Genomic DNA, 20,313 nt, shown 5'->3' on the forward strand with positions numbered 1-20,313 from the left:
GGAAAAAATACGAAAACAAAGCTGCTTTTAGGTAAATCACAAAAATGAGAAAGTGATAATTTTTACTTTAACAGAACAATATATTTTGTAACTTGCAAACAACTTTTAAATAAGTTTCTTTTCCTATAGCAAGAAAGGTAATATAAGTTTTAATCCGAATAGTATTTTGTAAAAACCGCTTCTTTATTTCATACAATTAAATTTATTGTCAGATGAAAAAATTATTCCTTCTCCTTTTCATATTTATTACAATACAATTAGTGGCAGACGAGTTTACCGTTAAGTTTTTTACTTATAACCCAAATAGCCATATTGCAAGTCGCTATCCGCGTTTAGATCAAAACAAACAAAATTGTGCTTTAATATTAATAGAAACACGTTTGCGTAATATTATTTTTGAGGCTGATCAAGGAATTGTAGGAGATATTAAGCTTAAACAAGGTAAGTTTTATCTTTATGTTCCTACCTCTGTTACCACCTTGAAATTCTCTAAAGAAGGCTTTGATAGCTTTGAATACACGCTTCCTTTAAGTGTTCGTTCATTTGGAGTTTATAATTTGAATTTGGATGCTATTATAACAGAGAAACCGGTTAAAGAAGAAATTGTCGCCGTGCAAGAAGATACGCCACCAATATCGGAACAGACAAAAGTTGAAGAAGAAATATTGCCAGAGGTAGAAAATAAACAAGTAGAACAGCAGCTAAATACATTGGAACCAACTGTTTCTGAAGAGTTGCCAATAGAAAAAAAGGAAAATATAACAGAAGAAAAACAAGAAATTAAGGTAAATGAACAGTCTATAACAAAAGAAGAAGTTATAGAAGAAACTGTTGTAGAAAAATCCGAACCAAAAGAAGAAACTATAAATCAAGAATCTGTAGAAACAGTTGAGCCGAAACAAGAAGGAACTCAAGTAGAGAAAGTCCCCGAACAAATAGTAAAAGAAGTTGTTGAAGAAATACCGGAAGAGCCTGTTGAGGATGTAATGTTAATAAACGATATTCCTTTAAAAGCAGCTCCTGAAATTGAAAATATGATTTTTGTTCAAGGGGGATGTTTTAACATGGGTAGTCATTTTGGAGGAAAAGATGAGCTCCCTGTTCATAAGGTTTGCCTCGACGATTTTTATATTGGAAAATATGAAGTTACCATAGAAGAATATGTCGAATTTTTAAACGGTATAGCTTGTGATTCTACGGGTATACAAGATAATTTAAAGCTGATATCTATAGGTACTGAAATACGATATGAAAACGGTATTTTTGTTTTTGATTCAAAAAATGCACAATTGCCTGTATCAACGGTAACCTGGTATGGTGCAAAAGCATATGCCGAATGGGCGAATGCTCGTTTGCTTACCGAAGCCGAATGGGAATTTGCTGCTCGTGGAGGATTAAAAATGAAACAAACACTTTATGCCGGTAGCGACAGTATTTACGATGTTTGTATGTATGCCAAAAGCAGTGGTAACCACTTACATGCTGTGGGTTCAAAAGATCCTAACGAATTGGGTATTTTTGATATGAGCGGAAATGTTTACGAATGGGTAGAGGACAGATATCATAAAAGTTATTATGCTAAAAGTCCGGAAAAAAATCCGCAAGGATCTCCTTTTGGGCAGTTACGGGTTATGCGGGGTGGTTCGTTTGGTGATAAAGCAGCAGACTGTCGTGTAGCCAATAGACGCAAATATATGCCGGCAAATTCTATGTACTATTTTGGCTTTCGTATTGCTAAATCTTTACCGGTAGCTGAAGAATAAACTATAATTATGTCTCAAACATTTACTATTAAAACTAAACTTGGATTTAAAGCTCCTAACTTTCTACTACCCGATACTGTAACTGGTAAATCATTTGATTATAAGTCGGTTAAAGGTGAAAAAGGAACTCTAATTATGTTTATTTGTAATCATTGTCCCTACGTTTTACACGTAATGGATGAGTTGGTTGAAATAGGTAAAGAATATTTGCCAAAAGGAATTGGCTTTGTGGCTATAAGTGCAAATGATGTAGAAAATTATCCCGAAGATTCTCCTGAATTGATGAAGCAATTCGCTGTTAATCGTGGTTTTCCCTTCCCTTATCTTTACGATGAATCACAAGAAACGGCAAAAGCTTACCAAGCTGCTTGCACTCCTGATTACAATTTATTTGATGCAAATGACAGATGTGTTTATCGTGGTCAACTTGATGGTTCACGACCTCAGAATAATATCCCAATTGATGGAAGAGACTTACGAGATGCTCTGAATAAAGTAATTGCAGGAAAAAAACCCGATGAAAATCAATTGCCCAGTTCGGGTTGTAATATTAAATGGAAAATTCAAGACAAAAATCCTTTAAAACCCTTGCTTTAATTTTAATCGACATTAATCGTTAAATAGAAAATCAATCAAAGTAATTCCAAAGAGAAGTAATCGTTTATAAGGTATTTTTAAATTCGTAATTATACTTTTTTGTTATTTCTAATTTAGGTATAAAACATCTTTATAAACGAAACAGAAGTATAGCGTATTTTATACGGATAAGCCTGTTTCTTAAAAAATTGTTAAGTTTTTATTTGCTCTACAAGCTTAAAAATAAATTATTTTAAACTGTTGATGGTTTAATTTTTACACACTATATTGATTAATAAATTTTTATCTTGCTTCTTTTCATCTGATTTTTATATATTTGCCGCTAAAAATTGTGCAAACCCAAAAGATTGGAAATTAAAAATGAAAAAAATTAGATTAACTTTAATCGCTCTTTTTGTCGGAATGGTATCTTTAACATACGCTCAAGATATTAATGAAGCAGGAGCAAAATTTAACGAAGGTTTAGAATTAGATAAAGCCAAAAATTATGGTGGTGCTATTGAAGCATGGGAAGAAGCTATTTCCGTATGTGATGATATTGGATTTGATGCAGAAGAATTAAAAGCTAATATTCAAAAGAAATTGGGATACACATATTTTAAACAAGGTATTACTCAGTATAAAAAGAAAAAATTCGATGTTGCTATTGATGCATTAAAAAACGCAAAAGAAATCGCAAGTGAAATTAACGATGCTAAAACGGCAAAATCAGCTTCCATATACATCCCTAAAATATATTCTACTAAGGGATTAACATTAATGGCTAAAAAGAATTATGACGAAGCTTTAAGTATTTTTGACGAAGCATTAAAATATAACTCTAAATGTGTTGATGCTTTTTACGGAAAAGGTATGACTTATAAAGCATTGAATAAATTAGATTTAGCTGCCGAAGCTTTTGATAAAGTAATAGCCTTAGGTGTAGGAAAAAAATCAGCAGCAAAAAAAGTAGCAAGCTCTACCATTGCTGCTCAAAAAATGTTTGAAGCAAAAGCAGCATCTGAATTACAGATTGAGCATAGTGCAGTTGCTGTTGACTTATTAAACAAGGCTCTTAAATACTCTCAAAGCTCTCCTAATACTTTTTATTTATTGGCTTTAGCTAATAATAAACTTAAAAAATGGGATGCTACTATTGATGCTGCTCAAAAAGCATTGGCTCTTGAGGGTGTGGATGCTTCTGCCGTAAATTTTGAATTAGGAAAAGCTTTTGAAGGAAAAGGAAGTGCTGCTAATGCTTGCGCTGCCTATAAAAAAGTTATTGACGGACCTAATGTTGAAGCTGCAAAGTTTCAAATCAAAGAGGTTCTTAAATGTAAATAGAAGCTATAAACTTATCTATAATTGAGAAGGCAGCCTTTTGGGCTGCCTTTTTTTATCTATCCTTCAGCAAGACTATTTTTTATTTAGCTTTGCATTATACGGTTTGTTTAAGTATTGCTAATTTAAAAAACAGAAATAATGAAGATGCTTTCTAAGAAATGGGTTTTGATACTAATCAATGCTATACTTGTTATTAGTTTTGGAATAATGCTAATATTTGTTCCCGTCGAAATTTTAAAAAGTCTTGTTTTTATTATAGGAACAGTAATTGCCTTTGTTGGATTAATATTAATATTTGGGGCTTTTAATTATACCAAAGAGAATAAAAATATGATTTTTTGGTTGTTTCAAGGCCTGTTTAATATGGTTGTTGGTGGTATTGTTATGTTTTTTCCCGAAGCCTCTATAAAATTTTTATTAATATTAGCTGGGATATGGGCTATTGTTTTAGGTGTTTATCAATTTTCCGTGAGCTTATTACCTCAAATAGAAATTAATGGAAAAATATGGCATAAGATAAATGGATTATTGGCAGTAATAATAGGGATACTTCTCATCTTTGCTCCTGAAATAATTACGGGTATTGTGTTGGGTGTCTTTGGTTTTTTATTGCTAATAATTGGTTGTGGAATGCTTTATTTTTCGATTTTACTTAAACATCTTGGAGAAATTGAAGAAGTGGAAGAGGAGATTTATACTCAAGATATTGATGATACAATTGATGATGATATTACTCTTTAAAAGCTTTTATGTCTTTTACATTTAATTGTAAATTTTTAGCCCCATTCCATTCATTTTCTTCTAAAGTAAAGCACAAATTAAATACAGTTTGTTTGTCAGAACTACCATGTTTATAATAATCACTACCCGATTTTATTAATCCAAATTTATCAGACTGTTGAAAAGCAATGCCGGCAAAAGGATAGGCTGATGTGTTTTTAGGTATGACTTCTAACTTAATGTGTTTATCTCCTACTATACGTGATTTTCCGGTATCAATAAGCTCACGCACCATAAAAACAGGAAGCATATTTCCGGGACCAAAAGGAGCTAATTGTTTTAAAATACGGTAAAATTTTTGATTAATATCATTTAAACATAGTTCTAAGTCAATTTTTATTTGTGGTTGTAAAGAAGCTTCTGTAATATTTTCTTGTACATATTTTTCAAAACAAGAGGTGAAAGCATCTAAATTTTCCGGTTTTATCGAAAGTCCTGCAGCATATGTATGTCCGCCAAAATGTTCTAAGACAGAGCTGCAATGTTCAATAGCATCATAAATATCAAAGCCGTGTACAGATCGGCAGGAGGCGGTAAGCAAACCATTAGATTTTGTAAAAACAATAGATGGTTTATAATAATGTTCAATAAGTCTTGATGCCACAATTCCTATAACTCCCTTAGACCAATTGGGTTTATAAACAATATTTGCTTTTTTATTTTTTTGTTCCGGGTCGTTTTCGATTATAGCAAGAGCCTCTTCAGTAATTTTGCTGTCCAAATTTCTTCGTTCTGTATTCAAATCGTTAATTTGATCGGCAATAATATCTGCTTCTTCTTGGGTTTTACTAATTAATAAACGTACCGATTCTTTGCCGCTTTCTATACGACCCGCAGCATTTATTCGTGGTCCTAACTGAAAAACTAAATCGCTAACTCCTAATGGTTTGCTAAAAACCTCGCGTGCTTTATTTAGATTGCGCGAACGTGCTTTACGAACACTTGTATATTTTAAAATTGCTTCTATTCCTTTACGAGGTGCATTATTAATTCTTTCTAAACCAAAATATGCCAATACGCGATTTTCTCCGGTAATAGGAACTATATCAGCAGCAATGCTGATAGCAACTAAATCGAGATATTCTTCTAGTTTTTTAAAAGGTATTTGTTTGTTTTTTGCTATGGCTTGTATAAGCTTAAAGCCAACACCGCAACCAGATAATTCTTTATAAGGATAGTCGCAGTCTTCGCGTTTAGCATCTAAAACAGCAACAGCATCGGGAAGTTTATCTCCGGGACGATGGTGGTCGCCAATAATAAATTCTACGCCTTTAGTTTTGGCATATTCTATTTTATCAACTGCTTTAATGCCGCAATCCAAGGCAATAACTAATTTGAAATTATTTTCTGCTGCAAAGTCAATTCCTTGAATAGAAATACCATAACCCTCGGCATAACGATCGGGGATATAGAAATCTATATTAGCATCAATTTTTTTCAGAAAAGAATATACTAAAGAAACGGCCGTAGTCCCGTCAACATCATAGTCGCCATAAACTAAAATCTTTTCTTTCTGACGTATAGCTTTAAGGATTCTACTTACGGCTTTATCCATATCTTTCATCAGAAACGGATCGTGGATTTGATCGTAACTAGGACGGAAAAATGCTTTTGCTTCCTCAAAAGTTTTAACACCACGCTGAACTAATAAATTTGCCAGATGCTTGTTTATATCAAGCTCTTGAGCCAAAGTATTTATAAGTTGCTCATCGCCTTTTTTCTTTATTACCCAACGTTTTTCCATCTTTATTTTATTCAAACAAATGTACGGCTTTTAAATGATACTGATGTTTTTATTGAAGCTTTTTCATTTTCATATTTTATTGAATGAAAAGTTTGGTGTTTTAACATTTTAAAGCTAACAACCAAGCTAAATTTGTACTTTTGTAAGATGAGTAATAAGCTTATAGTTAACCCTCTAGATTCGTGGATTAAAACGGATAATCAAGCCTTAATAATTAGTGGTCCTTGCAGTGCCGAATCGGAAAAGCAGGTACTCGAAACAGCTCAAGAATTAGCAAAGATTGATGCGGTAAAATTATTTAGAGCGGGTATTTGGAAACCACGAACACGACCAAATACATTTGAAGGGCATGGTGAGAAAGCGTTAAAATGGCTTCAAAAGGCACGACAAGAAACGGGTTTGAAAGTAACTATAGAAGTTGCAAACCCAAAACATGTTGAACTTGCTTTAAAATATAATATTGATGTGCTTTGGATAGGAGCGCGTACCGTTGTAAATCCTTTTTCGGTTCAGGAAATAGCCAACGCTTTGAAAGGTGTTGATATTCCCGTTATGGTAAAGAACCCGTTAAACCCTGATTTATCACTTTGGATAGGAGCATTAGAAAGAATTAATGAAGTTGGAATACATAATTTAGCAGCCATTCATCGCGGCTTCGATTTTTTCAAGAAATCTACTTTCCGCAATGCACCTATGTGGGAAATTCCTATCGAATTAAAACGTTTATATCCTTCTTTACCAATTATTACCGATCCCAGTCATATTAGCGGCAAAAGTAGTTTGCTTGCCGAAATAGCACAAAAGTCTTTTGATTTAGAGATGGACGGCTTGATGATTGAAACTCATTGTAATCCTAAAGAGGCACTCACCGATGCCAAGCAACAGATTACACCTTCTGATCTGAATGATTTACTAAATAATTTAGTCGTTCGAGAAAGAAGTGGCGATTTTGCTTTTGAAACTAAACTGGAAGAATATCGCTCGGAAATAGATCGTTTAGATGCAGAGATGATAGATATTTTAGCTCGACGTTTAGATATTATTGATTTGATTGGGAAATATAAAAAAGAAAATAATATTACTATCCTTCAACTTAAACGCTGGTCGAATATTTTACGAGAACGTTTGGAAAACGGTAAAAATCTTGGAATGGATGCGGAATTTTTAGTGAAAATCCTCGAACTTGTTCATAAAGAATCTATTGCTAGACAAGCTCGTATTTATGAAGAAGAATAAATTTTGGTATTTATATCCAACCTTTAAGTTTATAATACGATAAAGCTGCATATTCGCGTAACACCAATAATTCTTTTTGTAGTCCCGCCCACAAACTATAACGAATACCCGGTTGTTTGTCGATATTTGGAATATACTTATTTCCTCCAATTTTTTCCGGACTAAAAGAGGCGTCTTTATTATTTGCTTTTTCGTAAGCAGGAAAACCTCCAACAGTTTCAAAACCTACTTTTTCAAAAACCGAAACAGCTCTTAGCATATGATAGGGAGAACTTACAATTAGTAATTTTGCTTTTAAATTATCCTTAAAAAACTTTTCTTCAATATTAATTGCTTGAGAACGAGTATTAGTGCCTTTATCTTCAAATAAAAATCTGGCCTTATTAACGCCTCTCATTTCCAACTCTTTAGCCATAAGATGTATGGAGCTTGTACTATCGGAAATATCGCTTGGCAAAGCAATTATAACTTTTGCTTCAGGAAACATTTTAGCAGCATAGGCTGCATGATAAGTTCTAATTAATGAAGATTCGCTGGGAATACCGCCGCCGCCAAGAAGTATAACATACTCTGTGTCGGGAGGTGTAAAACGCTTTGCTGCTGCTAATCGAGCTTCTAAACGATAAGGCCAAACGGTATAACTAAAGGTGATTGCAATAAAAAGCAAAACACCACCAAAGATAAAAATACCGAGAATTATTTTTTTTAATAATGTGAAAATTTGTTTTAGCATAAAAAATATGGCTGACTTATTTGAAAGGCAGATATTAACAGAGTAAAATTAATAAAAATCACGATAAAACCGTTTCTAATATTTCCGGAGATTGAGGATGCTTAAAATTGGGTAAGTGAAGTTGATAATAGTTTAAAATATGATATAACATTGTTTTTCGCATAGGCTTAGTAAAAGGTATTTGTTTAAACTCATCAAAGCTTAAAGCAGAAGCATGATAGAAAAATAAACTTTCATTTTCTGTTAATTTATAAAGCCCAAGTCGTTGATTATAATGAAATTTCCCATCAGCCAAATCAAATAAAGAGCTGGTTTTAAAACCGGTATCGGCAGGTCCAAAGCCTAAATACTTACTTAACTGAATAGCAAAATGTAAATGAAAGCCGGAGAAATTACTATCAAGCAAATCTAATAATTGTATGGCATTAAATAAATAATGGAATAAGGCCGCATTAGCTTCTTCTTCGTGTATTGAATTATAAATTAATTCATTTAAAAAAACAGCTATGGAGCTTTTGCTGATATTGTAGGGTAAGCTTTGAAATATATAAGCTTTTTTTAATTCTTTAATATATTGTAAATCTTTGTTTTCTCTATTATACACCTCCATATCTAAAAGAGAAAGTAACTGAAGATTATTAGCTTTTGTTTTTGCTTTACGCTTTCTAACCCCATGAATAAGATAAGATTTTAAGCCAAATTGTTCGGTATATATTTTAGCTATAATACTGGTTTCGCTATAATTAGTTGTCTTTAAGACTATACCTTTAGTTTTTGCAAGCATTGTTCAAAGATATAAAATAGATGGCAAATTTATTTTTATTGTTTGAAAATGCCCGCTACAAATATTAAACCTGATCAGTTTTGTTATGAGTTGTTTAATAATTAATACAGCTCTTATATATTTAAAACACGAAAACCCCGATAGGTAAGTAAGAACCTAATCGAGGTTGTGTTTTTTTAATGAGAAAAAACTATTCTGGTTTAGGAACTATTATTTTTCCTTTATAATAAAGATCACCTTCTACATAATATGCTCTATGGTAGATATGAGCTTCACCGGTAGTTGGACAAATTGCTAACTGTGGAGCAGTAGCCTTATAATGAGTCCTTCTTTTATCTCTTCTTGTTTTCGAAATTTTTCGCTTTGGATGTGCCATTATTTCTATTTATTAAATTTTATTTTAACTTTTTTAATGCATCCCAACGAGGATCCATTTCATTTTCTTGTTCTAACGAATATTTAAATTTATCCAAAACATTAATTTGACAACTAGGGTTGCCATTTTCATCTTCAGGATGTGTAAGTCGCATTGGCAAGGCCAAATTTATATATTCGTAAATAAGCTGAGTCAGCTTTATTTCGTAAGCAGAGTTTGGAAGAAAAATAACCTCATCGTTATCTTCTAGTTCTTTATCACTAAATTTTACTATTAAATTCTCGGTAAAATTTAAAGGATAATCAAAGTCTTCGCCACAACTGTCACAACTTACAGTTACATTACCTTTAAAATTAAGATTGAGTTTTAGCATATTTTCCGCCTTATTCAATATCACTTTTAAAGATAATTCTCCTTTTTCTGTTCTGGAGTATTCAAATGATTCAAAGAACGAATCCGAAATTTGAAAATCAAATTCGTGATCCCCAATTTTTAAACCGCGAAAGGAAATAACATAATCTCTAATATTATCCATTGCTTTTTAGTTTAAAAATTCGGGCTGCAAAAGTAAATATTAATATTTTGAATAACAAATCTTTTACATTGTATTATTTACGATAAAATTTAATTTTACGAAAGCTAAGCTGCTCAACAAAATACAAAAAAAACATTTTTAAATTTCCTAATCTATTGTACATTTGCAGCTTGTTTAAATTTAGATAAAACATCATGGCCGCAATAGGAGAAATTAGAAAACATTATGGACTATTAGTTGCAATTATCGCTATTGCTCTTGGAGCATTTATTTTAGGCGATTTTGCAAAAGGGAATTCACGGACACCAAATAATATTGGTGTTGTTGAAGGAGATGAAATTTCATATAAAGATTTTAGTATAAAAGTTGAAAAAGCAGTAGAAGCTCAAAAGAAAAACAGTGGTAAGAATCAAATAACATCACAAGAATCTTTTAACATTAAACTTAGTGTCTGGAATCAAATGGTTCGTCAAATAATTATGCAAGGAGAATTTGATGAATTAGGACTTAAGGTAACATCTCCCGATTTGTTTGATCAAGTACAAGGAGCAAATCCTCATCGTTATATATTACAATATTTTTCCGATCCCGCTACAGGTAAGTATAATTCTCAAATGGTTTTAAATTATTTACAAAACCTCGATAAAATGCCTCGCGAAAATCAACTGCAATGGTTTGAATTTGAAAAAGCTATTAAAGATGATTACCAAATGATTAAATATAATAATTTGGTTTCAAAAGCATATTACTTACCAAATGCTTTTGCGAAAAAGCTTAACGAAATGACAAACACGCAAGCTAATATTGATTTTGTAGCTTATCCCTACACTTCTATTTCAAACGATGAGGTTACTGTTACTGATGCGGATTTTAAAGCCTATTATGACGAAAATAAAGAAGACTTTAAACAAGAAGAAACGCGTAATGTTCAGTATGTTGTTTTTAATGTTAAGCCTTCGGCAGACGATAGGAAACAACAAAAAACTCTTTTTGATGAATATTACGATGAGTTTAAAAATATTGATATTGCCGAGGCACCATTATTTGCAAATTCAGTATCGGATAAAAAATATGTAGATAAATGGTATACTCAAGGCGAACTACCGGTACAAATAGATTTAACAATGTTTGATGGCGAAATTGGGACAACCGTTGAGCCTTATATGTTCAATAATGCCTATCATACCGCTCGATTATTAGACTCGCAAATGCGTCCTAATGAAATGAAGGCAAGCCATATATTAATTGCTTATGCCGGAGCTATGCGTGCTGCTCCTGAAGTTACCCGTTTAAAAGTAGATGCAAAAGCATTAGCCGATAGTCTATATAAAGTAGTTAGAAAAAACAGAAATAAAATTGAAGAATTAGCAATTGAGTTTTCTGACGATGGTGGTGTTGTAGAAAATAAAGGCCATTATGATTGGTTTCCTGACGGACAGATGGTTCCTGAATTTAACGAAGCTATTGTAAACGGTAAAAAGAACGATGTTGTTTTGGTTGAAACTTCTTTTGGTTTTCACATTATTCGTATAGACGGTAAACGAGATATTACGAAAAAGGTCAAAGTAGCTATGATTGAACGTAGTATCGATCCAAGTAATACAACATTTCAAGAAGTTTATGTAAAAGCTAACGAATTTGCCAGTAAAGGAACATCTCTTGACGCTTTTGAAGCTGCTGTTGAAGAAATGGGACTCACGGCTCGTATAGGCGATAACCTTAGCTCTATGCAAAGTGCTATCCCCGGTTTAAATGAAAGTCGTCAAGTTATTATGTGGGCGTTTAATGATAATACACAGCTTGAGGAAATTAAATTATTTGATAATGGTAATAATTATATTGTTGCTGTCTTATCTAAAATAAATGAAGAAGGTTATAAGAGTTTAGATGAGGTAAAACCAATAATTACGGCTGCGGTTACTAATCGTAAAAAAGCCGCTATGATGGTCGAAAAATTAAATGCTTCATCAAACAGTAAAGATTTAAATAAATTAGCTTCAGAGTTTGAATTAAAAGTTGAAAATTTAGCAAATCTCACATTCGATAGTCGTGGATTTGGAAGTTACGGTCCTGAACCTGAGGTTTTAGGTGCTGTTTTTGCCTTAAATGAAGGAGATGTTTCATCTCCAATTATGGGTAAAAAAGCTGTATACGTTGTTAACTTAAAAAGTAAAATTACAGCTCAAACTACAGATGATTATGCGGCATTTATTTCACAGATGCAAAATCGTTTTGAAGCTCAAGTAAATTATAGCTTATACCGTGATTTAGAAAAAAATACAGAAATAGAAAACAACTGTTATAAATTTTTCTAAACACTAATTTTAAAATATTTAAAAGCCTTCATTCTTTGAGTGAAGGCTTTTTATATAGGTAGATAGGGCCTCATTTTAAGTTAAACACGAACTTTTTATTAGGTTAGAAAAACATATCTTTGCAAAAAAATTAAGAAGAAATAAACACTATAATAAAATGGCACTTAGCGAACAAGAATTAGTAAGAAGGAACTCGCTTAATGAATTAAGAAAATTAGGAATTGACCCTTATCCTGCCCAGGGATATGAAGTAAATGTTACTGCTAAGGAAATAAAAGAAAAGTTTCCTCAAGATAACAGCCTTTTTCAGGAAGTTAGTATTGCCGGTAGAATTATGAGTCGGCGCATTATGGGAGCTGCATCTTTTGCCGAGATGAAAGACCCAACAGCAAGAATACAATTGTATTTTAAACGCGATGATATTTGTCCGGATGAGGATAAAACAATGTATAATATTGTGTTTAAACGTTTACTTGATATTGGTGATTTTATTGGAGTTAAAGGCTATGTTTTTATTACTAAAATGGGTGAAATAAGTATACACGTCAGCTCTTTTCGTTTGCTTTCTAAAGCTTTGCGCCCTCTTCCTGTTGTTAAGGAAAAAGACGATAAAACCTTTGATGCTTTTACCGATCCCGAATTACGCTATCGTAGAAGATATGTTGATTTAATTGTTAACGATCCCGTAAAAGAGATTTTTATCAAACGCTCAAAAATAATTAATTCTATGCGTTCTTTTCTAAATAACCACGGTTATTTAGAAGTTGAAACGCCCATTTTACAAGCAATCCCGGGAGGTGCTTCTGCGCGACCATTTATAACACATCATAATTCATTGGATATTCCAATGTATTTACGTATTGCAAATGAATTGTATTTAAAACGATTGATTGTTGGTGGATTTGAAGGTGTTTATGAATTCGCAAAAGATTTTCGTAACGAAGGAATGGATCGCACACATAATCCTGAGTTTACCCAAATGGAAATATATGTTGCTTATAAAGACTATAACTGGATGATGGGTTTTACTGAGTCTATGTTGGAAAAAATAGCTATGGATGTTCACGGTAAAACCGATGTTGTTTTTGGTGAGAATGAAATTAGCTTTAAAGCCCCATTTAAACGTGTTCCAATTTTACAAGCAATTCAAGATTTTACCGGTTACGATTTAAACGGAAAAAGTACAAATGAAATTTTTGAAGTTGCTAAATCCCTAAATATAGATGTTGATGAGAGCATGGGAAAAGGTAAGCTTATTGATGAAATTTTTGGAGAAAAATGTGAAGCTAATTACATTCAGCCAACCTTTATTACCGATTATCCTGTTGAAATGTCGCCATTATGTAAGCGTCATCGCGAAAATCCGGAATTAACCGAGCGTTTTGAATTAATGGTAAACGGAAAAGAACTCGCTAATGCCTATACCGAGCTTAATGATCCAATAGATCAGTTAGCGCGTTTTGAAGAGCAAGCTCGTTTAGCAGAAAAAGGTGATGATGAGGCTATGTGGATAGATATGGATTTTGTTCGTTCGTTAGAATATGGTATGCCTCCAACATCGGGTATGGGAATTGGTATCGATCGTTTGGTAATGTTTATGACAAATAATTCCAGTATACAAGAGGTTTTATTCTTTCCTCAAATGAAACCGGAGCCTAAAAAGGTGATGCCTAAGCCAGAAGATTTTATCGCTATTGGTATTCCTCAAGAATGGGCACAGCACGTTATGGATGCCGGTTACGAAAGCCCAAAAGCATTGCAAGAACAAAAAGCGACTAAGGTTCATCAAGTTTTGAATGGTTATCGTAAAAAGAATAAATTAAAAATTCCGGCATTAAAAATAGAAGAAGTTGAGGTTTGGTTTAAATAGAAGATGGTATATCTTTTATTAGTTATCGGTCTATTTGTATTAATTAGCAGTGCTAATATTCTGGTGCTTGGTGCGTCGTCTATTGCCAAGAAATTTAATGTTCCAAATTTAATTATCGGATTAACTGTAGTTTCTTTCGGAACTTCTTTTCCCGAATTAATTATCAATATCTTAGCAGGAATAGATGGGCAGAGCGATTTGGCCATTGGGAATATTGTGGGAAGTAATACCATTAATATTTTATTAGTTATAGGCATTTCCGCTTTAATTAAGCCCATTGCCGTTCAGAGTAATACCGTAAAATTTGAAATTCCTTTTAGTCTTTTAGGAATGCTGGTACTTTTTGTTTTAGCAAATGATATGTTGGTTGACGGAGCTGCTCAGTCTGTTTTAAGTCGTATAGATGGTTTAGTATTCTTGGCTTTCTTTATAATTTTTATGTACTACACTTTTATCGTTAGCAAACATGGTATCAGAGAAGAAGGGCACGAAGTCAAAGAACAAAGTATTGTAAAATCAATTTTGTTTTTATTAGCAGGCATTATTGGTTTATATTTTGGTGGTGTTTTAATTGTTGATAATGCTACCGATATTGCTGTAAATTTAGGATTAAGTCAGGCAACAATTGGAATTTTGATAGTCGCATTAGGAACTTCGCTTCCTGAGTTAGCTACCTCTGCTGTGGCGGCTTATAAAGGCAATGCAGATATGGCTATAGGTAATATTGTAGGTTCCAATATTTTTAATGTCTTTTTTGTCTTAGGAACGAGTGCAAGTATTCAGCCTATCGTCTTTAATACGTCTTTAAATATCGATATACTATTTGCTCTTTTCGCAAGTATATTGTTATTTATATTTATTTTCACAAGAAAAGGCCGGCAGATTGATCGGGTGGAAGCGAGCGTATTCCTCGTTTTGTATGTAGCTTATGTAGTCTGGTTGTTAGTGTAATCTAGCTCAATTTGTAATCCATCATAAGCCAATTCAATGTTCTCAGGTAAGCCTTTGTTTATTTCATCGTGTAAACCGATATAATGTCCAAGATGAGTTAAATAGGCTTTCTCGGGTTTTATTTTTTCAATCATTTCAAGAGCTTCTGATAAGCAGAAATGCGATGGGTGTTTTCTTTTACGAAGTGCATTTAAAACTAGGATTTTACTCCCTTTAATTTTTTCTATGGTTTCGTCGGGAATAAAATTAGCATCGGTGATATAGCTAAAATCGCCAATACGAAAACCAAAAACGGGCATTTCTCTGTGCATAACCGGAAGTGGATGAACACATAATCCAGCAACATTTATTTGCTCATTTACCAATTTATGAAGCTCTAGTTTTGGTGCTCCTTGATAATCTCCAGGATTAAAAATATAAGGGAATTCGGTTTTTACATTTTTCAATACCCGATCGCTCAAATAAAGCTGTATCGGTTTTTTCAACATATAATTAAAAGCACGCACATCATCTAAGCCAGCAATATGATCGCGATGTTCGTGTGTAAGTAAGATAGCTTCTAAATCCTTAATTCCTGCCGTGAGCATTTGCATTCTAAAATCAGGACCGCAATCTATCACCACATTTTTATCGCGATAGCTAATTAAGGCAGAAGTACGTAAACGTTTGTCTTTTGGGTTTTTAGAGGAGCAAACTTCGCAGTCGCAACTGATAATTGGAACGCCTATAGAAGTCCCTGTTCCTAAAAATGTGATACGAAGCTTATCATCCATCATATTCTTAGAATTTAATTTTATTGAAGTGAATCAGATCTTTTATCATGGCTGATTTAAGTAAAGTCGGATCCTTTTCAATTTTACTGGGTCTTATAAAACGAATTCGAACAGGCTCTAAATCAGTTTCTTGTTTGGGTAAATCGGGAATATACAAGTCGATAATATTGCCTAAAGTTTCCTTACAACTTGAAATAAGGCAAAGGCCTTTATGTGTTTTTTGCAAATGATCGACAAAAATTAAATAAGAACCACAGGGAGGTAAAAGCTTGTATTTTTCTTCTATCACAAGTTTTTTGGTTTTGTATCCCATCTGAAGAAATTGCGTTTGACCTTTAGCTTGTATTTGTGCTTTTATAAAAAAAGAATGTCCTAAATAGGCTTGTGCTTTTTTAATTTGTCCCTGTAGAATTGCTTCACGAATAAGTGTTGAGCTGATGTCAATATTCTGAATATCTTGCGAAGGAATAAGCTCCAATTCAAAATCGTGTTTTTGACCTAAGATCCTTAATTCGTCAATATCGCCTTCTCTGTTTTTACCAAAATGATGATTGGCTCCTGTTACTATTTTTTTAACCCGTAGTTTATCAACCAAATATGTTTTGATAAAATCCGTAGCAGAAGTAGAGGCAAATTCTTTAGTAAATTTAACGAAGATGATATTATCGAGTCCTGCTTCGCGAAGCAAATCAATTTTTTCTTGTCGGGAATTAATCATCAATAAGTCTTTACCTAAAGTATCAGGATAAAGAACTTGTCGTGGATGAGGATAGAAGGTAATGAGAACGGTTTCGCCATTAATTTTCTGAGCAGTATCGCTAAGGCGCTTTAAAATTAGTTTATGACCCAGATGAACGCCATCAAAAGAACCAGTAGTTACAACGGCATTTTTGATGTTTTTTACTTCATCGAATCCAAAATAGATGTTCACGAGCTTTTTTGGTTTTATTTCTTATTTTTTGCAAAATAAGCAACTTTTTCCAAAGAAGTAACCATATCATACTCTTCAAGGTAAATTTCATCGGGAACATTTACGGGACGTGGTGAAAAATTTAAAATTCCTTTTATCTCTGCTTTAACTAATAAGTCGGCAACAATTGCGGCTTGATTAACAGGAACGGATATAATAGCAATAGAGATATTTTTTTCTTTAATAATTTGTTTTAAATCGTCAATAGCATAAATGTTAATATCGGCATATGAAGTGCCTATTTTCTCGGGATTTGTATCAAAGGCAGCAACAACACAAAGTTTTTCTCTTCTGTCTTTAAAATATTTCATTAAAGCACGACCTAAATTACCAGCACCCACTATTGCTACATTCTGAGCCGTTGGTCGGTCTAATATTTCGCCTATTAAAGCGACTAACTCCCTTACATTATATCCTTTTCGTAACGTTCCGGTATAGCCTATAAGCATAATATCCCGCCTAACTTGTACTGGTGTAATATGATGAATATCAGCTATTTCGTGTGAAAATATATGCTCTTTTCCCTTAGCATCACAAATTAAAAGATTTCTTCTGTATTGACTTAAGCGTTCTACTGTTTTGTCTGGTAATGTACTCATTTTCCTTTTTCATTGTTATTTAACAAACAAAGGTAATTTATTTCATTAAATAATTAACAATTTTTTATAAAAAGGACTGATTTATATGTAATTTTTTTACATATATACTATAACGTTTAATTTTTAGGCTATTTCAGTACTTTAATTACCTTATCCAAAAAACAAATAAGCAATAAAAATAGCAGCTATAATTCCTGCAAAATCGGCAATTAAACCGGCTGTTACTGCATAGCGAGTATTTTTAACAGAAACAGAACCAAAGTAAACAGCGAGAATATAAAAAGTGGTATCTGTTGCGCCTTGGAAAGTGGCGGCTAATCTCCCCGCAAAAGAATCAACACCGTAAGTTGTCATCGTTTCTATCATCATTCCTCTAGCACCACCTCCGCTTAATGGTTTCATAAAAGCAGTTGGCAAGGCAGCAACAAAATCGGTATTAACACCTAAAAAAGCAAAAAATGTTCCAATCCCATTCACCATATAATCTAAAGCTCCCGAAGTACGAAAAACGCCAACCGCAACTAAAATAGCTACCAAGAAAGGAATAATTTTTATGGCAATTGTAAAGCCTTCTTTTGCGCCTTCGATAAAAGTATCGTAAACATTTACTTTTTTTCTAATCGCCATCAAAAGAAACAAAGTGATAATGCTAAACAGAATTACATTGGCAATTACTGTAGAATAAACAGAAGCTTGTGTTTGTGGAAGTGCCACAAATAAATAGATGATTCCTGCAACTAAAGTGGAAAACCCGCCGAGATAAGCAAGTATTGTTTTATTGAAAAGGTTTATTTTTTGATATACAGAAACGGCAATAATCCCCGCAAGTGTAGAGAAAAAAGTAGAAAGTAAAATGGGTAAAAAGATATCGCTAGGGTTGGCAGCACCCAATTGTGCGCGGTATACCATCACACTAATAGGGATAAGTGTAAGTCCCGAAGTGTTTAAAACCAAAAACATAATCATTGCATTGGAAGCCGTATCTTTCTTGGTATTGAGCTCTTGCAGTTGCTCCATTGCTTTTAATCCCATTGGAGTTGCGGCATTATCGAGGCCGAGCATATTGGCTGCCAAGTTCATCATAATGCTTCCGTTTACGGGATGATTTTTTGGAATTTCTGGGAATAATTTTTCAAAAAAGGGACCGACAGCTCTGGATAAAAGACGAACAACACCACCCTTTTCTCCTACTTTCATTAATCCAAGCCAGAGAGTCATTACACCTGTTAAGCCTAAAGAAAGTTCAAAACCTGTTTTGGCATTAGCGAAAGTGCTATTCATAATAGCAGGGAAAATCTCTGTGTCGCCAAAAAAAATCAAGCGAATAAGTGCAATAACAAAAGCCGAGAGAAAAAAGAAAATCCAAATATAATTTAAGGCCATTACTTTTTTTAACAAAGATAAAAATTTACAATTCTAAATTGCCGTATCTTTGCCGCATGCCAACAAAAGAAGCTTTTTTACAATTATCTACTGTGCAGCAAATGGTGCTGATTATGGAAAAGGGCTATGCTTTATTGGTTAGAAAAGAAAATCCTTTAAACATTAAATTATTTGAACTGAATGGTTTTTATGTTGAAGTGAAATATCATTTTATTGAAAACAAAATTGTTTCGATAGAGCTTGTTAATCTCGAAGATGTTACTGACGATTATTTAGCTAATATTCAAATTGATAACTTATTCTAAAACAATCAATGCACAAACCCGATACAGTTTCTATTGAGCATTACGATTATCCCTTACCACAGGATAAAATTGCACAATATCCCTTATCCAAAAGAGACGAATCAAAATTATTGGTTTATAATACCACTCCTCAAACAGCTAAGTTTGAATCTCTTGCCGATTTTTTGCCCGAAAAATCACTCTTGATTTTTAATGATACCAAAGTTGTTCAGGCTCGCTTAAATTTTCAAAAAGAAAGTGGAGCTGCCATTGAAATTTTTTGTTTAGAACCCCATGAACCTACTCGAGAAATTCAAGAAGCCTTTCTTTTAAAGGAAACATCTGTTTGGAAATGTTTGGTGGGAAACAGGAAAAAATGGAAAAGTGGTATTTTAAAAATGGATTTTGAGCTTAATGGAGAAAAAGCACAATTAACTGCAGAACGATTGGGTGATATTGAAGAATCTTCTTTTATTCGTTTTCGTTGGCTACCTAAAAATTTTACTTTTTCTGAAATTTTAGAACAAAGCGGAAAAGTACCCTTGCCTCCTTATATGCACCGTAAAGCAGAGGATGAAGATCGTAAGCGTTATCAAACTATTTATGCTCAATATGATGGTTCCGTTGCGGCACCAACAGCCGGTTTGCATTTTACAGATACTGTTTTTAATAGTCTTAAAAAGAAGTCTATAAGCTTCGATTATGTCACTCTACATGTTGGAGCGGGTACATTTAAACCCGTATCAAGTAAAACTGTTAGTGAGCATCAAATGCATAAAGAACAAATATTAGTTAATCGCAGCCTGATAGAAAAGCTAATCAATAAAACAGAAAAATCTTTAATTGCCGTTGGAACAACAAGCATAAGAACACTCGAAAGTCTATTTTGGTTAGGAACAAAAATGTACTACTTCCCTAATCAGGAAAACTATGTTCTAAGTCAGTGGGAGGCTTACGACCTATCTGAAAAACCCTTATTATCCCGAGAGAAAGCTTTAAATAGTATTCTTAATTATCTCGACAAAAAGCAAGAAGATGTATTTCATTCCGAAACTCAAATATTAATAGGTCCGGGTTACGAATTTCAAATTATTGATGCTATGATTACCAATTTTCATCAACCTAAAAGCACTTTATTATTATTAATTTCAGCTTATCTTGGTGATGCATGGAAATCTATTTACGATTATGCTTTAAAAAATGATTTTCGTTTTTTAAGTTATGGTGATAGTTGTCTGTTTATCACGCATTAAACCGCATTTTTATCTCTTTTTACAATTACTGTTATTTTATAAAC

The 20,313-nt window shown here is 33.1% G+C and carries 19 protein-coding genes; 10 read left to right on the plus strand and 9 right to left on the minus strand.

What is annotated here, in order from left to right; all coding sequences use genetic code 11:
- Positions 1-212 precede the first annotated feature (212 nt).
- The 4 genes from J7K39_10585 to J7K39_10600 all read left to right on the plus strand — a co-directional run bounded on the left by J7K39_10585 (position 213) and on the right by J7K39_10600 (position 4,424).
- On the plus strand, positions 213-1,763 hold the full coding sequence (locus J7K39_10585) for a formylglycine-generating enzyme family protein (GenBank protein ID MCD6180337.1): 1,551 nt from the start codon (positions 213-215) through the stop codon (positions 1,761-1,763).
- A gap of 9 nt (positions 1,764-1,772) precedes the next feature.
- A complete protein-coding gene (locus J7K39_10590; protein MCD6180338.1) occupies positions 1,773-2,360 on the plus strand; it encodes a thioredoxin family protein in 588 nt (195 codons plus the stop codon).
- Positions 2,361-2,720: 360 nt separating this feature from the next.
- The gene (locus tag J7K39_10595) at positions 2,721-3,683 is read left to right on the plus strand and encodes a tetratricopeptide repeat protein (GenBank protein MCD6180339.1); all 963 of its coding nucleotides are present in this window, start codon (positions 2,721-2,723) and stop codon (positions 3,681-3,683) included.
- Between the two features lie 138 nt (positions 3,684-3,821).
- A complete protein-coding gene (locus tag J7K39_10600; protein ID MCD6180340.1) occupies positions 3,822-4,424 on the plus strand; it encodes a DUF308 domain-containing protein in 603 nt (200 codons plus the stop codon).
- Here the strand turns inward: J7K39_10600 and recJ are convergent.
- Complete coding sequence (recJ, locus tag J7K39_10605; protein MCD6180341.1) at positions 4,414-6,207, minus strand: single-stranded-DNA-specific exonuclease RecJ; 1,794 nt, start codon at positions 6,205-6,207, stop codon at positions 4,414-4,416. The genes J7K39_10600 and recJ overlap by 11 nt on opposite strands.
- A gap of 147 nt (positions 6,208-6,354) precedes the next feature.
- Here recJ and J7K39_10610 point away from each other — a divergent pair, with 147 nt between their 5' ends.
- Positions 6,355-7,443, plus strand: coding sequence for a bifunctional 3-deoxy-7-phosphoheptulonate synthase/chorismate mutase type II (locus J7K39_10610; GenBank protein MCD6180342.1), 1,089 nt, complete (start codon positions 6,355-6,357; stop codon positions 7,441-7,443).
- Between the two features lie 10 nt (positions 7,444-7,453).
- Here the strand turns inward: J7K39_10610 and J7K39_10615 are convergent, their stop codons facing one another.
- The 4 genes from J7K39_10615 to J7K39_10630 form a co-directional block, all read right to left on the minus strand.
- Positions 7,454-8,176 carry a YdcF family protein gene (locus J7K39_10615; GenBank protein ID MCD6180343.1) on the minus strand — a complete coding sequence of 241 codons (723 nt, stop codon included), beginning with the start codon at positions 8,174-8,176 and terminating at the stop codon, positions 7,454-7,456.
- Between the two features lie 58 nt (positions 8,177-8,234).
- Complete coding sequence (recO, locus tag J7K39_10620) at positions 8,235-8,960, minus strand: DNA repair protein RecO (GenBank protein MCD6180344.1); 726 nt, start codon at positions 8,958-8,960, stop codon at positions 8,235-8,237.
- Positions 8,961-9,150: 190 nt separating this feature from the next.
- The gene (rpmF, locus tag J7K39_10625; GenBank protein MCD6180345.1) at positions 9,151-9,336 is read right to left on the minus strand and encodes a 50S ribosomal protein L32; all 186 of its coding nucleotides are present in this window, start codon (positions 9,334-9,336) and stop codon (positions 9,151-9,153) included.
- A 19-nt stretch (positions 9,337-9,355) separates the two neighbouring features.
- A complete protein-coding gene (locus tag J7K39_10630; protein ID MCD6180346.1) occupies positions 9,356-9,871 on the minus strand; it encodes a DUF177 domain-containing protein in 516 nt (171 codons plus the stop codon).
- Positions 9,872-10,065: 194 nt separating this feature from the next.
- On the opposite strand from J7K39_10630, the gene J7K39_10635 reads away from it, so the two are divergent.
- The 3 genes from J7K39_10635 to J7K39_10645 all read left to right on the plus strand — a co-directional run bounded on the left by J7K39_10635 (position 10,066) and on the right by J7K39_10645 (position 15,007).
- Positions 10,066-12,186, plus strand: a complete 2,121-nt coding sequence (locus tag J7K39_10635; protein ID MCD6180347.1) for a peptidylprolyl isomerase — start codon at positions 10,066-10,068, stop codon at positions 12,184-12,186.
- A gap of 157 nt (positions 12,187-12,343) precedes the next feature.
- A complete protein-coding gene (gene lysS, locus J7K39_10640; protein ID MCD6180348.1) occupies positions 12,344-14,056 on the plus strand; it encodes a lysine--tRNA ligase in 1,713 nt (570 codons plus the stop codon).
- Between the two features lie 3 nt (positions 14,057-14,059).
- Positions 14,060-15,007: a calcium/sodium antiporter gene (locus J7K39_10645; protein ID MCD6180349.1), complete on the plus strand. Its 948-nt coding sequence runs from the start codon at positions 14,060-14,062 to the stop codon at positions 15,005-15,007.
- Here the strand turns inward: J7K39_10645 and J7K39_10650 are convergent.
- The 4 genes from J7K39_10650 to J7K39_10665 form a co-directional block, all read right to left on the minus strand.
- Entirely contained in the window at positions 14,983-15,780 is a 798-nt protein-coding gene (locus J7K39_10650) for an MBL fold metallo-hydrolase (protein ID MCD6180350.1), read from the minus strand. The genes J7K39_10645 and J7K39_10650 overlap by 25 nt on opposite strands.
- Positions 15,781-15,787: 7 nt before the next feature.
- Positions 15,788-16,711, minus strand: coding sequence for a hypothetical protein (locus J7K39_10655; GenBank protein MCD6180351.1), 924 nt, complete (start codon positions 16,709-16,711; stop codon positions 15,788-15,790).
- Positions 16,712-16,725: 14 nt separating this feature from the next.
- Positions 16,726-17,349 (minus strand): redox-sensing transcriptional repressor Rex, encoded by a 624-nt coding sequence (locus J7K39_10660; GenBank protein MCD6180352.1) that lies wholly within the window; start codon positions 17,347-17,349, stop codon positions 16,726-16,728.
- Positions 17,350-17,499: 150 nt separating this feature from the next.
- On the minus strand, positions 17,500-18,732 hold the full coding sequence (locus J7K39_10665) for a hypothetical protein (protein ID MCD6180353.1): 1,233 nt from the start codon (positions 18,730-18,732) through the stop codon (positions 17,500-17,502).
- Positions 18,733-18,788: 56 nt separating this feature from the next.
- On the opposite strand from J7K39_10665, the gene J7K39_10670 reads away from it, so the two are divergent.
- Together J7K39_10670 and J7K39_10675 are read left to right on the plus strand one after the other, a co-directional pair.
- Positions 18,789-19,037 carry a hypothetical protein gene (locus J7K39_10670; GenBank protein MCD6180354.1) on the plus strand — a complete coding sequence of 83 codons (249 nt, stop codon included), beginning with the start codon at positions 18,789-18,791 and terminating at the stop codon, positions 19,035-19,037.
- Between the two features lie 8 nt (positions 19,038-19,045).
- On the plus strand, positions 19,046-20,269 hold the full coding sequence (locus J7K39_10675; GenBank protein ID MCD6180355.1) for an S-adenosylmethionine:tRNA ribosyltransferase-isomerase: 1,224 nt from the start codon (positions 19,046-19,048) through the stop codon (positions 20,267-20,269).
- Positions 20,270-20,313: the final 44 nt, after the last annotated feature.

Source organism: Bacteroidales bacterium (assembly GCA_021157585.1).
Classification (GTDB): Bacteria; Bacteroidota; Bacteroidia; order Bacteroidales; family UBA12170; genus UBA12170.